Below are 14,430 nucleotides of genomic sequence, written 5' to 3'. Positions count from 1 at the left end.
TGGCTGATAAGGTAGCCGCCTGCTCCATGCTGTGGGAGTAAGCTATTCTAGGCAAACGCGCGGGCAAAAAGGGGGCGGCGCCACCGGAAAAACGGCGCTCGCTTGTGCTGGCGCAAACACCTTGCAGGCAGGCGGCAAGATCTTTTCCCGCAGGCTATTTTTGCGGGGCGCCACGCATGCCGCGCAGGACAATGGCACAATAGGTCCAGCCGACCTGTCGATGCGGAAACCGTTGCGAGCCTAGCCCATGCCGATACTGAACCTGAGTGCCGAAACCGATATCTATTACGAATTGATCGAAGGCGACCCCGCCAAGCCCTGCCTGGTATTCCTGCACGAGGGACTCGGTTGCTGTGCGATGTGGAAAGATTTTCCCGCGCAGCTATGTCAGGCGACGGGGTGCCGCGGCTTGCTGTACGACCGCCACGGCTATGGCCAGTCGTCGCCGCTGGCGGCGCGCCGGCAGCTCCATTATTTGCACGATTACGCGCTGTGCGAGCTGCCGCAAGTGCTGGCGGCACTGCTGCCGGGACAGGATCATTTTCTCGTCGGTCATTCCGATGGCGGCAGCATCGCCCTGATCTATGCGGCGCAGCAGCCGTCCCGCTTGCGCGGCATCATCACCGAAGCGGCGCACGTGTTTGTCGAGGGCATCACGCTCGAGGGCATCCGCGTGGCGGACGCGGCGTTTGGCGCGGGCAAGCTGCGCGCGCTGGCGAAATACCATGGCGACAAGACGGAGACCATCTTCAAGGCCTGGTCGGATACTTGGCTCAGCTATGGTTTCCAGTTCTGGAACATCGAGTACCTGCTGCCTTCCGTCGAATGCCCGGCGCTGGTGGTGCAGGGCAGCGAGGACCAGTACGGCAGCGCGGCCCAGGTCGACACGATCGTGGCGCAGGCGCTCAACGCCGTGCCCGCCATGGTCGAGCAGTGCGGCCATACGCCGCACCAGGAGCAGCCGCAGGCATTGCTGGCGCTGATGGAAGGCTTTTTGCAAGGCCGCATGGACGCGGCCACGCATCCGAGACACACATGAGTTCCTCAATGGCAGGCGGGATCGCTGTCCCAGCGGCCCGAGCAGATGCGCGAGCGGCACAGCATGCCTTCGATCAAGCCCAGCTGCTTGCAGCGCCGTAACAGTTCCGCCGTTTCCTGCTCCTGCTCCTGCTCCTGTTCCTGCCTGCGCAGCACCACGTCGCGCACGGGCGCTGCCGTGCCTTCTTGCCGGTGTGCATGGGCCACCATCGCCGTCAGCAAGGCGACGTCGCTGTCGCCGGGCGCGGCAGCCGGCCGCGTCCCCTGTGGCCGCGCGGCCGCCTGGCGCACGGGCGGCGGCGTCTTGTGCGGCGCGCTTGCTGTCGTGGCGGCCATCGCAGGCAAGGGCGGTGCCGCCGTATTGACGATGGTGGCCGCCTGCGCCGCCTGTGGCGGCACCGTTGGCGCCGGCACTGCGGGTGCCGCCATGGCCGTGGCGGGCGCTGCCGGCCGGGGCCGCGGCAAGACCTCCGTGTCGTAGGCGAGCACGGCCGTGATCAGCACCGCCAGGCACAGCGCGCCTGCGGCCCCGTGCCGCCAGCCGGGACGCCAGCGCAGGGCCGGCATGGCATCGGGCGCGGTGACGCCGTGTTCGAGCTGCGACAGGATGCCCTTGCCTTCGATGCGCGCGCCAGCCGCGCCGGCCTTGCCCAGCAGGTCGGGACCGCGCGCCTGGCCATCCCCGGTTTTCAGTAAAGACAAAATATCACCTCCGCAGTGGATCAAATTCGACTGACCTTGATGTAAACCGCGCTCATGCGGGCCGCGGACGCCTACGATCTAGCGATACCGCCGAGCACGCTGCCCGGCCCCGGCTATTCCCCTTACGGAGCGCCCCATGTTCGTCGCCCTGGTCCTGATGTATTTCTTGCTCGCCTGTTTTGCCTGCTGGCTGCTGCTGTTTCCCGGCGGCCGCGCCATCGTGCTGCACACGCTCGTCAACCTGGGCTGGCGCATGCAGCGGCGCGCGCAGCACTGGAAGGGCGACAGCGGCGCGCAGTGGCAGCGCGTGCAACGCTACACGGGCTCGGGCATGGCGCGCGCCTGGCAACTGCTGTGGCGGCACCGCTGGCTGAGCTTGGCGGGCAGCGTGCTGGTTATCGTGCCGCCGCTGCTGGCCTGGCTGTCCAGCGACCGCATCGCCCTGCGCGGCTATGCCGACCAGCAACACGTCATCAATGACCAGGTCAGCGACTTGCTGAAAGGCGAGCAGCTGGTGCCGCCGCCGGCCTTGCCGCCGCTGCTGTTTTCCACGGCGGAAGTGACGCAGCTGCGCCCGCTGCTGGGCGGCGCCAGCCGCAACTGGCAATTGCTTGACCACGATTTCGCGCAGCGTTTGCTGCTGGTCTTTAAGATCATGAAGGACGTGCATGGCTACGACATGGTCTTGCTGGAAGGCTATCGCAGTCCCGCGCGCCAGGACCAGCTGGCGGCGGCCGGCCCGAACGTGACGAACGCGAGGGCGTTTCAAAGCTATCACCAGTATGGCCTGGCGGCCGATTGCGCATTCATGCATGAAGGAAAGCTCATCATTTCTGAAAAAAATGCCTGGGCCATGCGCGGCTACCGTCTATATGGCGTGACGGCCGAATCGGTGGGCCTGCGCTGGGGCGGGCGCTGGACCATGATGGACTTCGGCCACACGGAATTGCCGCAACCGCGCGTGCTGGGCAAGTAAGCCGCGCCAGCCATTCTAGCGCCGGGCGGCGGTCGGATTTTCACAGCTGCAAGCTTGCTTGCGCAGCGTCAAGGGCACAGCGGCACCTGCCGGGCGCTGGCGCCTGGTACTTGTCATATGTCAACAAAGGCGCGCCGCATTGCTGTCAGCATGGGCCGACTCCGCCTCGCTGCGCGGCGGCGTTCCTCCTGCTTTGCGACCTCACCCTGGGCTCATCATGCTGCGACGAATCTGGCATTTCCTCACCGACAGCCGCAATCTGACCATCCTTGGCTTCGTGGCGCTGGCCGTGTTCCTGTACCTGGGCGCCGAAGTGCTGGAAGTGGCGCTGATCTGGGCGCTGGCCTTGCTGTTGCTGGCCTTTGTCACCTGGCTGGGCCTGTGGCTGTGGCGCCGGCGCCGCGCGCGGCGCGATGCGCAGGCGCTGGGCCAGGCCATCCTCAACGAGGCCGAGATCGCCGCCGCGCAAGCGGCCTCGGCGTCGACAGCCAGCAGCACGCAGCAGGGCGAACTGGGCGCCGTGCGCACGGGCATGCTGGCCGCCATCGAAACCATCAAGACGTCCAAGCTGGGCATCAAGTCGGGCGCCGCCGCTCTGTATGAATTGCCGTGGTACATGATCATCGGCAATCCGGCCGCCGGCAAGAGCAGCGCCATCCTGCATTCGGGACTGCAATTTCCCTTCGCCGACGGCAAGGTCGTGCAAGGCGTGGGCGGCACGCGCAACTGCGACTGGTTTTTCACCACGGACGGCATCGTGCTCGACACGGCGGGACGCTACTCCGTCGTCGACGAGCACCGCGGCGAGTGGTTCGGCTTTCTCGACCTGCTGAAAAAATACCGGCGCAAGGCGCCCATCAACGGCATCCTCATCGCCGTCAGCATCGCCGAACTGCGCGGCGACCCCGATGTCGGCATGCAACTGGCGCGCAGCCTGCGCAAGCGCGTGCAGGACGTCATCGAACGCCTGGAAGTGTTCGCGCCCCTGTACATCGTGTTTACCAAGGCGGACTTGATCGCCGGCTTCACGGAGTTTTTCGCGGATGCCGAACGCAGCGAGCGCGAGCGCGTCTGGGGCGCCACCATGCCCTACCAGCGCAAGCTGCCGACGGCCGACCTGCTGGCGTTTTTCGACCAGGGTTTCGATGAATTGCACGATGGCTTGACGGAACTGAGCCTGGCCAACATGGCGCACCGGCAACGCAAGACGATGGCGCCCGGCGTCTTTACCTTTCCGCTGGAGTTTGCCGCCATTAAGCCTGCCTTGCGCGCCTTCATCGCCACCCTGTTCGAGGAAAACCCGTTCCAGTTCCAGCCCGTGTTCCGCGGCTTTTACTTTACCAGCGCGCTGCAGGAAGGCGAGCCCGTCAGTGCCTCCTCGCAGCAAGTGGCGCGCCGCTTCGACCTGGCTTTCGCGCCAGCCCCGGCCACGGTGCCATCGGGCGCGCGCCAGCATGGCTATTTCCTGCTGGAGCTGTTCCGCAAGGTCATTTTTGCCGACAAGCACCTGGTGGCCAACTATGCCAACCGCGCCAGGCTGCGCTTCAAATATGCCGTGTTCTTTGCCGCCACCGTGTCGCTGGGCGCCTGCCTGGGCGGCTGGAGCTGGTCCTACCTGGGCAACCGGCAACTGGTGGCCAACGTCGAGGCCGATCTGAACAAAGTGGTGAAGCTGCAGGAGCGGCGCCTGGACTTGCAGTCGCGCCTGGAAGCGCTGGAGATCTTGCAGGACCGCATCGAGCAGCTGGAAGCGTACCGCACGCAACGGCCCTGGTCCTTGCGCCTGGGCCTGTACCAGGGAGATTTGCTCGAACGCAAGCTGCGCGAAGAGTACTTTTCCGGTGCGCGCCAGGTCATGCTCACCCCCGTGGCGGGCGCGCTGGAAGCCCTGCTGTTTGAAATGAACGCCAGCGCCGACCAGTTGCAGCCCACGGCGCGCACGCCGCAGACGCCGGCCGCCGCTTCCGTCACGCCTTCCGCCGCGCCGCGCAGCGTGCAGTACCAGGCGGCCAGCGCGACGAATGTGGAAGATGCCTACAATGCGCTGAAAACCTATCTGATGCTGGCCGATAAATCGCATGCGGAAAGCAGCCACCTGAACGACCAGCTGACGCGTTTCTGGCGCGGCTGGCTGGAGGGTAACCGGGGCGCCATGCCGCGCGAACAGATGATACGCAGCGCTGAGCGGCTGCTGACGTTTTACCTGGCGCAGATCGGCGACCCGTCCTGGCCGCGCATCGAGCAGAAGCTGGCGCTGGTCGACCAGGCGCGCGAAAACCTGCGGCGCGTGGTGCGCGGCATGCCGGCGCGCGAGCGCGTGTATGCCGACGTCAAGGCGCGCGCCTCGACGCGCTTTCCCGGCATGACGGTGGCGCGCATCGTCGGCGAACAGGATCAGTCGCTGCTGGCGGGCAGCTACGCCGTCTCCGGCGCCTTTACGCGCCAGGCGTGGGAAAAGTTCGTCGAGGGCGCATTCCGCGATGCCGCCAACCGCGAGCTGCAAAGCGCCGACTGGGTGCTGAAAAGCGCCTCCACCGACGACCTGACCCTGGAAGGCAGTCCGGAACAGATCGAGAAAAACCTGGTGGCCATGTACAAGGCCGACTATGCGCGCGAGTGGCAAAAATTCGTGCAGGGCGTCGTCGTCGCCGACCTGAAAGGCTTCGACGGTGCCGTGCAGGCGATGAACCGCCTGGGCGACCCGCAGTCGTCGCCGATTGCCAAGCTGCTGACGACCATTTACGAGGAAACCTCGTGGGACAACCCGGCGCTGCAGAATGCCCAGTTGCGCAAGGCCGAGCGGGGCATCGTCGCCTGGTTCAAGGAAACCGTGCTGCGCCGCGCGCCGTCGCCGCTGACGGCCAATCCCGGTCTCAATGCGCAGCTCGACCCGGCCCGCCTGGACAAGCCCATGGGACCCGTGGGCCGCGAATTTGCCGGCGTGGGCAAGCTGGTGGCGGCCAGGGACAACAATGCGTCGCTGATGCGCGCCTACCTGGAAGCGCTGTCGAAACTGCGCAGCCGCTTGAACCAGCTGAAGAACCAGGGCGATCCGGGGCCGGGCGCGCGCCAGTTCATGCAGCAGACGCTGGAAGGCAGCGGTTCCGAACTGGCCGACGCCCTGAAACTGGTCGACGAGCAGCTGCTCACGGGGATGAGCGACGCGCAAAAGCAGGCGATCCGTCCCATCCTCGTGCGCCCGCTGATGCAGACCTTTGCCGTCATCGTCGCGCCGGCCGAACTCGATATTAACAAGACCTGGGCGGCGCAAGTGTATGAACCGTTCCAGAAATCGCTGGCGAACAAATATCCGTTCGCGCCCACGGCGCGCATCGAGGCGAGCAACCTGGAGATCGGCCAGTTCTTCGGCCCCGAAGGCCTGGTGGCGAAATTCGTCACGACGTCCATGGGACCGCTGGTGGTGCGGCGCGGCGACGTGCTGGCGCCGCGCACCTGGGCCGACATGGGCATCAGCCTGTCGCCGCAGGTGGTGGCGCGCTTTCCCGGCTGGATCGCGCCGCTGGGCGCGGGCGGCGTGGCGGCCACGTCGACGGCAGCGCAAACCGTCTTCCAGATCCAGCCGTCGCCCGCGCCGGGCACGCTGGAATACACGGTGGAGATCGACGGCCAGCAGCTACGCTACCGCAACACCCCGGCGCAGTGGACGAACATGGTGCATCCGGGCCCGCAGGGAGCGGCGGGCGGGCAGGGGGCGCGCATCACGGCCGTCACCTTCGACGGGCGCACGGTGGAATTGTTCAACGAGCCGGGCCAGTTCGGCTTGAAGCGCATGATCGATGCGGCAGCCAAGAAGCGCAAGGATGGCGGCGTGTTCGAACTGCGCTGGGCGCGCGGCGAGGTAGCCGTGGCGGTCGACCTGAAGATCACCAGCAGCGCCGAGACGGCGGGCGCCGGCGCGGGCGGGACTGCGGCGCTGCAGGAGCAGGGCTTTCGCGGCATGCAGCTGCCCGAGACCATCGTCGGCGCGCCCGGCGCTTCCGCCGCGCCCGCGCCGGCGATGGTCGCCGTTGCCGTTGCTGCAGTGGCAGCGGGAGTGACGCCATGATGCGCGCGCAACAGCAGGTGCGCCTCGGTTATTTTGGCAAGATCCCCGCGCGCGGCGATTTCATCAAGGCTTGCGACAATCACGCGCTGGTGCAGCTGCTCGACGACTGGCTGGCGCAGGTCATGACTGCACTGACGGTGGAGCCGCGCTGGAAGCTCAATTACGACGCCTTGCCGCCGCTGCGCTTTGCCTTCGTCGGCACGCGCAGCCGGCGCGCCATCGCCGGGCGCCTGGAAGCGAGCAGCGACCAGTCGCTGCGGCGCTTTCCCTTCATGGCCATGGGCGCGCTGGAAGTCGATGACGCGGAAGCCTTTGTCGCCTGCAGCCCGCTGGTGCTGGCGCCCCTGTGGCAGCGCGTGGAGCAGCTGTCGCAAGGCATCGTGGCCAGCGCCGAACCGTTGCCGGCCCTGCTGGCGCTGGCCGGCAACGTGGTCGACATCGAACCGGCCGCGCCACGCCACGCGGCGCGCCTGGCCGCCTTTTTGCAGGCGCAGACGCTGCATGGCCTGCAGGCGATGCTGGCTTCGCCCGCGTTTCCCGTGACGGTGCGCGAATTGCTGCTGGGCCTGGGCCTGCTGCTGCGGCCCGTGCGCCAGAGCGGCTTGCCGCGCCTGGAGAAAAGCCTGGTGCTGCCGTTGCCGCAGGACGCGCAGCTGCGCGAACTGGTGGCCAGCTTCTGGCTGCATCTGATCGCGCCCTTCCTGCGCCAGGCCGATTTCGAACTGGCGCTGTTCTTTTCCCACCTCGACGAGGCGCCCGTGCTGGTGATCGGCTTTTGCGGCGCCGACCCGCACGGCTTGCGCGCGCTGATCGATCCGCAGGCCGGCTGCGAACGGCTGATCGTCTTCGACCAGCTCGACTGGGTCGAGGAGCAGCTGGGACACGATGCGGCGCTGCGCCAGTTTTCCGCCTGCCTGCAGCAGGATCAGCTGTCGCTGCGCTCGGCCTGCGCCATGTTTGCCGATACCTTTGCCTGAAGGATTGCGATGAAATCTCCCGTCATTTTCCTGCTGCCGCTGCTGCTTGCCGCCCCCTCTTGCCACGCCCAGGCGCAAGCGCCCCAGACGCCGATGCCGGGGCAGATCCTCGTCACGGGCACCCTGGCCGACGAGGCGGGCAAGGCGGCCGTGCTGGCCCGCCTGCGCGAACTGTATGGCGCCGAGCGCGTGGTCGACCAGATCGCCATCGGCAACGTGGCCGTGCCGGCCAACTGGAACGGCTACGTGCAAAAGCTGATCGCGCCGAACCTGAAGCTCATTTCACGGGGACAGATCAGCATCGACGGCAACAACGTCAGCGTGCGCGGCGAAGTGGCGAACGAGGCGCAGCGCCAGCAGATCGCCAGCGACATCGCCACCAGCCTCAATCCCACCTACATCGTCAACAATGGCTTGCGGGTCAAGGCGGCCGAGGCCGAACAAGGCTTGCTCGATGCGGCGCTGGACAAGCGCATCATCGAATTCGACAGCGGCAAGGCGTCCATCACGCCGGCCGGTCTGGCCATCCTCGACGAGATGGCGGCCGCCATGCTCAGGCTGCGGGGCCGCAAGGTGGAGGTGATCGGCCACACGGACGACACGGGCCTGCGCGCCAGCAATGTGGCCCTGAGCCAGGCGCGCGCCGAAGCCGTGCGCGCCTACCTGGCCGGCAAGGGCGTCGTCGCCGATTCGGTGCTGGTGTCGGGCCAGGGGCCGGACCGCCCCGTGGCCAGCAACGCCACGGCCGACGGCCGGGCGAGAAACCGGCGCATCGAGTTCCGTATTGCGCAATAGATTGGCTTGACACCTCACAAAACCGTAGCGAGCGGATGAGAGTTGTGGCCGAGAAGCGCAGGTGTGCGAATGCACGGGGACGCCGAGTCATTGAGCATCGCAGGCCGCAAATCTCGACGCGCAGTAGGTTCTGTGAGGTGTTCAGGGCAGGGTGATTGTCAGGTGCGCGGGGCGCGGCGCCAGCTTGACCAGGTCCGCATACGCGGCCAGGGTCGTTTGCGTGCCGCGCGTCAGATGCGTTTTCAGGCCCAGGTAGGCGCAGATGGCCAGCAGGGCGAAAAAGCTCGACAGCGCCCACAGCGGCACGTCGCTGCCGCGTTTGTTGACCACCTGGTCGGGGCGTTCCGCGCGCGGCGCGAAGCCGCGGCTCTTGCCCTTGATGTGGGCGATCTCGTCGCCCAGGCGCGCCGTCAGGTAGCTGAGTTTTTCGCCGCCGTCGATCGCATACTTGCCCTGGAATCCCAGCAACAGGCACATATGGAAGACCTGCAGCGCCTGCACGCGCATGGCGCCCTTGCCGCGCAGGGCGTCGAGGCGGTCGAAAAAATGTTCGCCGGCCAGCTGGTCGCCGAAGATCAGCAGCTGCAGCGGGCGCCGCTCCCACTGCTTGCGCAGCGTGAAGGGCGAGGCCAGGATGATTTCATCGACGGCCGCGCAGAATGCATATTTGGCCGCCTCGATATCGTCGCCGTCGGCGCGGATCTTTTTCGCCTCGCGTTCGAAGTCGTCGAGGAAGGCCGTGATGCGGTCCATGAAGCCTTGTTCGTCGCCGGGCGCCGAACCGTGCTTCAGCATGAACAGCATGTAAAAGCCTTCATGCATCAGGTCCAGCAGGGCGCTGCCGGCATGGCGGGCGCCGGCAGGGGCGGGGCCGCGTGGTCCCAGCAGGGACGGCGCCGCGCGCCGTTCGATGAGCTGGCTCATGCCGTCACCGCGATCAGTTCCAGCTGCAGGTCGCGTATGCCGGCCGGCACGTACACGGAAATCGACTGCGCCTTGAGCATCTGCTCGTACAGCGCGCCGCGGTTTTCAATCGCAAAATAATAGGTGTCGGGCCGCACGGGAATGGCCGCCGGCACTTGCGGCGCATGCGACAGTTTCAGGCCGGGCATGGCCGTGAGCACGCATTTTTCCACGTCGTCGGGCGCGCCCACCTTCACGCGCAGCGGCACCACGTCCACCAGTTCGATGGCTGGCATGGCGGCGCGGATCGCCAGGTACAAGGTGGTGTGCTGGTCGATCTTGCCCGAATCGAGCTTGCCCAGGTAGTACGACGGCTGTTCTTCCAGCAGGGCGATGGAAAAATACTTCGACGAGATGACGGTGTCGAGCAGTTCGCGGATGATGCCGTCGATGGCGTCGAAGCAGGCGCCCGGCTGCGCGTGGTCGTAGGCGGGCAGGCTGGCCAGGGTGTAATGCTTGGAGTAGCTGAGCAGGCCGCCCGCCAGGCCCAGCAGCGCTTCGTACAGGCGCTCCGGATGCAGGGCCGGATGGCGCACGTAATGCATCAGCGCGGCGGCGGCCGTGCTGACCGTGTGCAGCAGCCAGAACGAGGACACGTCGCCGGAGCGGAATTCGATCACGTTGCGGCTCGGTTCGCGGTGGTGGCCGTGCAGCGCGCTCACTTTCGCCTGCAAGGCGTCGAGCAGGTGTTCCAGCACGCCCCGCAGGCGCGGCGCGCCGGCGATCGCCAGGCTGGGCGCCATGAACGAGGGCACGGGCTCGAAGCCGCCCGACACCGTGCGCCGCAGGGCGATCAGCGGCAGGCAGTCGTAGGAGCCGCGCGCCTCGCTGTCGGGAATCAGGCGCACGCTCTTCTTCAGGTAGGCCACGTCGGCCACGGCGGACTCCGTGAACAGGTCGGGCGTGGCGCGCAGCGCGTGCGCAAAGCGCGTGGCCGCCGGCGTGCCCGCCGTTGACGCCTGCGCCGTGTAATTCATGCCTTCGCCATTGAGGATGGGCAGCGCCGCGTAATACGTCACTTCCTGCACCGCCGGCGGCAGCGCTTCCAGGTCCACGGGCGGCGGCAGGGTATCGCTGCCCGTTGCGCCGTCGCCCAGCGCCTCGAACACTTCGCCGTCGCGGAAGATCGCCGACAGGGCTTGCAGGCGCAAGGTGCCCGTCTTCAGCGCCGCCAGGTCCCACTCCATGTGCGCCACGCCCCACAGGTAGGGATGCAGCGCGCTGGCCGTGTGATGCAGGCGCGCTTCGTGATATTGATCCTGGCGCTGGAAATGCTGCGGCCGCAGGAACAGGCCCTCTCCCCACAAGATTTTCGCTGCCATGCCCATTGCGTTTCTCCTTGAATGTGTGGCGTGCCGCTGCCGCCGCTGCCGCCGTTACTGCGTTAGCGGCAGCGCAGGGTGGACAGCGGCGCCATGCCGCCGTCCATGCCGGCCACGCTGAGCGCGCAGGCGTGCAGGCCGACGGTGATGCCGCCGCGTTCCGCGTCGGCGGCGGCAAAGGTGGCGCGCCAGCGCTGCGCCGCAGGCGCGCGGAACAGGGCCACGACGCCGATGAAATACGCTTCCTTGCTGACTTTTTCCTGCACCTCGTAGCGCTGGCCCGGCACCAGCAGCACTTCTTTCACTTCCATCAGGTCGGCGCCCAGCGCCGTCTTTTCGCGCTGCGTGTCGAGGAAGCTGTCGTACGGCGCCTGCTCGAAGGCGGCGCTCTGGCGCAGCTTGTAGATGCGCGCCACCAGCGCCAGCGGCCGGCCGTCGGCATCCGTGTTGAGGCGCTGCGCCGCATGCAGGCGGATGCTGACATTGCGCGGCGGCTTTTGCGCGTCGGGCAGTTCGGGCGGCGGCTTGGTCGCGCCGGCCATCTGCAGCGCCGCGTTGGCCAGGGTGCCGATGGCGCCGCCCGCGCAGCCGGCCAGCGGCAACGCCAGCAGAAGTAGCGCGGTGGTGCGGGCCAGGCGGCGGAGCGGGGCGTCAAATGGCATGGCTGCTCTTTGCAAAGTGAAGAATGGAAATAAATGTGCTGCAGTCATTTAAACGCATGCAGGGGCGACCTGCTTGCGTTGGCGCAAAATCGGTCAGCGATCAAGACAATTACTGCGCCAGATCAGGTTTCATGTCGCTGTACGCGGCTGTGATGTGGAACTTCTTCTTTGCTGATTAATCTCAATCTGGCAAAAAAATTGGCGATCAATAATGGCCTCCACCAAGGCGCCGCCCATCTTTCCCAGCGGTAGCGTCCTCCACGTGAAGGAATGCCCCGATGAAGCCAGCCACCGTGTTGCCCCGTATTGCCTGCCTCGCCAGCGCCTTGCTGCTGGCCGCCTGCGCCTCGCCGGACCAGCCGGCGCCCAAGAAACCTGCCGCGCCGACCCTGGCGCAAGTGATGAGCGACGCCGATGCGGCGGCGCGCGCCGACCAGTACGAACGGGCCATGACCCTGCTCAAGGGCGGCGGCAGCAGCTACCCCGCCGACAAGGCGCCGTGGCTGCAAATGGCGCAGATGAAGTTCGACCGCGGCCAGTACGGCGACGCCATCGGCCATGCGCTCGAAGCGCTGGAGCGCGATCCGGACGACAAGGTCGCCAACAGCATCGTCGCCGTCAGCGGCTTGCGCCTGTCCGGCAAGGCGCTGGCCGACCTGTCGCGGCAAAACAATCTGAATGGCTCGCTGCGCTCGGAAGCGCAGGACCTGGCCAAGCTGCTGCGCGCGAGCATCGGCGAAGACGTGCTGGTGCCGCCGGCCAAGCGTCCGCCGGCGGCCGGCAAGCGCGCCGCCGGTTCCGGCACGCCGGCGGCGAAGGGCGCGGCGCAAGGCAGTGCGGCCGACCCGTTCAGCGGCCTGAAATAAGCCGGCATCCCCACCATCCCCTGAGTAAAGGAAGCGACATGCCCAAGTCCGACAGCGTGCAAAAACGCCTGAAGCAGATACGCGCGCCGCGCGTGCAAATGACCTACGACGTCGAAATCGGCGACGCGATTGAAAACAAGGAGCTGCCCTTCGTGGTCGGCGTGCTGGGCGACTTTGGCGGCAATCCGGACAGCGAAAAAAAACGCCTGAAGGACCGCAAGTTCGTCGCCATCGACCGCGACAACTTCGACGAAGTGCTGGCCGGCGTGGAACCGGTGGCCCGTTTCGCCGTGCCGAACCGCCTCGGCGAGGCGGGCGGCACGTTTGCCGTCGACCTGCACTTCCGCTCGATGGACGACTTCCGCCCGGAATCGGTGGTGCGCCAGGTCGACCCCTTGCGCAAGCTGCTCGAGGCGCGCACCAAGCTGGCCGACTTGCGCAACAAGCTGGCCGGCAACGACAAGCTGGAAGACTTGCTGACGGAAGTGCTGAACAACACGGACAGCCTGGCCACCCTGAAACCGCAGTTCCCAGCGCAGGAGGATTGAGATGAGCGCCCAGGCAGAAGCCACAGAATCCCTCGCTGTATCCGCACCCGATGCGCCGGCCGCCACCGACTTGCTGGACCAGATCGTCGAGCAAAGCCGCGTCGCCAAGTCCGGCGCCGAACATGCGCGCGCGCGCGACCTGATTTCGGAACTGGTGGCGCAGGTGCTCGACGGCACGGTGCTGATGTCCAGCAGCCTGTCGGCCACGCTGGATGCGCGCGTGGCGGAAATCGACCGCCTGATCTCCGCCCAGCTCAGCGAAATCATGCACGCGGCGCCGTTCCAGCAGCTCGAACAAAGCTGGACGGGGCTGCGCTACCTGGTCGGCAATTCCGATACGGGCACGCGCCTGCAGATCCGCATGTTCAACGCCACCAAGCGCGAACTGGTGAAGGATTTCCAGGCCGCGCTGGAGTTCGACCAGAGCAGCATGTTCAAGAAGGTGTATGAAGAGGAATTCGGCACCTTCGGCGGCGCGCCGTTCGCCGCGCTGCTGGGCGACTTCGCCATCTCGCGCCAGCCGGAAGACATGTATTTCGTCGAACAGATGTCGCACATCGCCGCCGCCGCCCATGCGCCGTTCATCGCTTCGGCCGCGCCGGAACTGTTTGGCCTGGAAAGCTACGGCGACCTGGGCAAGCCGCGCGACCTGGCCAAGGTGTTCGACACCATCGAGTACGCGAAATGGAAAGCCTTCCGCGAATCCGAGGATGCGCGCTATGTCGGCCTGACCTTGCCCCGCTTCCTGGGCCGGTTGCCGTTCAATCCCGTCGACGGCACCACGGTGGAAGGTTTCAATTTTGTCGAGGAAGTCGACGGCAGCGACCATCACAAATACCTGTGGTGTAACGCCGCGTATGCGTTCGGCTGCAAGCTGACGCGCGCCTTTGCCGACTACGGCTGGTGCGCCGCCATCCGCGGCGTGGAGGGCGGCGGCCTGGTGGACGACCTGCCGACCCACACCTTCAAGACGGACGAGGGCGACGTGGCCCTGAAATGCCCGGCCGAAGTGGCGATCACCGACCGCCGCGAAAAGGAGTTGAGCGACCTGGGTTTCATCTCGCTGGTGCACTGCAAGAACACGGCGTACGCGGCGTTCTTCGGCGCGCAGTCGGCGCAGAAAAGCCGCAAGTACAACAGCGACGCGGCCAATGCGAACGCGGTGCTGTCGTCGCAGCTGCAGTACATCTTTGCCGTCTCGCGCATCGCCCATTACATGAAGGCCATGATGCGCGACAAGATCGGCAGCTTTGCCGCCGCCTCCAACGTGGAGGATTTTTTGAACCGCTGGCTGATGCAGTACGTGCTGCTCGACGATAACGCCAGCCAGGAACAGAAGGCGCAGTTCCCCCTGCGCGAAGCGTCCGTGCAGGTGCATGAAGTGCCGGGCCGGCCCGGCGTGTACCGCGCCGTGTCGTTCCTGCGGCCGCACTTCCAGCTTGATGAATTATCCGTTTCGCTCCGACTGGTCGCGGAGTTGCCGAAGTCGACCAATTCCTGATCCACCTCTCTTTC

At 66.5% G+C, this 14,430-nt stretch carries 12 protein-coding genes; 8 read left to right on the top strand and 4 right to left on the bottom strand.

Going from position 1 to position 14,430, the window contains the following annotated elements:
- Positions 1–247 precede the first annotated feature (247 nt).
- Positions 248–1,039 (top strand): alpha/beta fold hydrolase, encoded by a 792-nt coding sequence (locus tag VPH40_RS08360; RefSeq protein ID WP_328573184.1) that lies wholly within the window; start codon positions 248–250, stop codon positions 1,037–1,039.
- Positions 1,040–1,044: 5 nt separating this feature from the next.
- Here VPH40_RS08360 and VPH40_RS08355 read toward each other — a convergent pair whose 3' ends face one another.
- Complete coding sequence (locus VPH40_RS08355; protein WP_328573183.1) at positions 1,045–1,740, bottom strand: hypothetical protein; 696 nt, start codon at positions 1,738–1,740, stop codon at positions 1,045–1,047.
- Positions 1,741–1,876: 136 nt separating this feature from the next.
- On the opposite strand from VPH40_RS08355, the gene VPH40_RS08350 reads away from it, so the two are divergent.
- The 4 genes from VPH40_RS08350 to VPH40_RS08335 all read left to right on the top strand — a co-directional run bounded on the left by VPH40_RS08350 (position 1,877) and on the right by VPH40_RS08335 (position 8,554).
- Positions 1,877–2,716 (top strand): M15 family metallopeptidase, encoded by an 840-nt coding sequence (locus tag VPH40_RS08350; protein WP_328573182.1) that lies wholly within the window; start codon positions 1,877–1,879, stop codon positions 2,714–2,716.
- Positions 2,717–2,933: 217 nt separating this feature from the next.
- Positions 2,934–6,782 carry a type VI secretion system membrane subunit TssM gene (tssM, locus tag VPH40_RS08345; protein WP_328573181.1) on the top strand — a complete coding sequence of 1,283 codons (3,849 nt, stop codon included), beginning with the start codon at positions 2,934–2,936 and terminating at the stop codon, positions 6,780–6,782.
- Positions 6,779–7,759 (top strand): type VI secretion system-associated protein TagF, encoded by a 981-nt coding sequence (tagF, locus tag VPH40_RS08340; protein ID WP_328573180.1) that lies wholly within the window; start codon positions 6,779–6,781, stop codon positions 7,757–7,759. Before tssM ends, tagF begins: the two co-directional genes overlap by 4 nt.
- 9 nt (positions 7,760–7,768) lie before the next feature.
- Entirely contained in the window at positions 7,769–8,554 is a 786-nt protein-coding gene (locus VPH40_RS08335) for an OmpA family protein (protein WP_305052749.1), read from the top strand.
- 141 nt (positions 8,555–8,695) lie between these two features.
- On the opposite strand, the gene icmH is transcribed toward VPH40_RS08335, so the two are convergent.
- From icmH to tssJ, 3 genes are read right to left on the bottom strand one after another with little or no spacing between them, the layout of a single operon-like run.
- Complete coding sequence (icmH, locus tag VPH40_RS08330) at positions 8,696–9,478, bottom strand: type IVB secretion system protein IcmH/DotU (RefSeq protein ID WP_077407211.1); 783 nt, start codon at positions 9,476–9,478, stop codon at positions 8,696–8,698.
- Positions 9,475–10,845, bottom strand: coding sequence for a type VI secretion system baseplate subunit TssK (tssK, locus tag VPH40_RS08325; RefSeq protein ID WP_099667120.1), 1,371 nt, complete (start codon positions 10,843–10,845; stop codon positions 9,475–9,477). Before tssK ends, icmH begins: the two co-directional genes overlap by 4 nt.
- A gap of 56 nt (positions 10,846–10,901) precedes the next feature.
- Positions 10,902–11,501, bottom strand: a complete 600-nt coding sequence (gene tssJ / locus VPH40_RS08320) for a type VI secretion system lipoprotein TssJ (RefSeq protein ID WP_328573179.1) — start codon at positions 11,499–11,501, stop codon at positions 10,902–10,904.
- 278 nt (positions 11,502–11,779) lie between these two features.
- On the opposite strand from tssJ, the gene VPH40_RS08315 reads away from it, so the two are divergent.
- Genes VPH40_RS08315 through tssC form a run of 3 tightly spaced genes read left to right on the top strand, consistent with a single transcriptional unit; the run spans position 11,780 to position 14,416 of the window.
- Positions 11,780–12,367: a hypothetical protein gene (locus VPH40_RS08315; RefSeq protein ID WP_328573178.1), complete on the top strand. Its 588-nt coding sequence runs from the start codon at positions 11,780–11,782 to the stop codon at positions 12,365–12,367.
- A gap of 38 nt (positions 12,368–12,405) precedes the next feature.
- A complete protein-coding gene (gene tssB / locus VPH40_RS08310; protein WP_289898482.1) occupies positions 12,406–12,915 on the top strand; it encodes a type VI secretion system contractile sheath small subunit in 510 nt (169 codons plus the stop codon).
- Position 12,916: 1 nt separating this feature from the next.
- Positions 12,917–14,416 carry a type VI secretion system contractile sheath large subunit gene (gene tssC / locus VPH40_RS08305; protein ID WP_289898481.1) on the top strand — a complete coding sequence of 500 codons (1,500 nt, stop codon included), beginning with the start codon at positions 12,917–12,919 and terminating at the stop codon, positions 14,414–14,416.
- The last annotated feature ends 14 nt before the right edge of the window (positions 14,417–14,430 follow it).

The organism is Janthinobacterium sp. P210005 (assembly GCF_036231865.1).
Classification (GTDB): Bacteria; Pseudomonadota; Gammaproteobacteria; order Burkholderiales; family Burkholderiaceae_D; genus Janthinobacterium; species Janthinobacterium kumbetense.
Note: the sequence above shows the minus strand (reverse complement) of the source record. Positions and strands in the feature narration are given on the sequence as shown.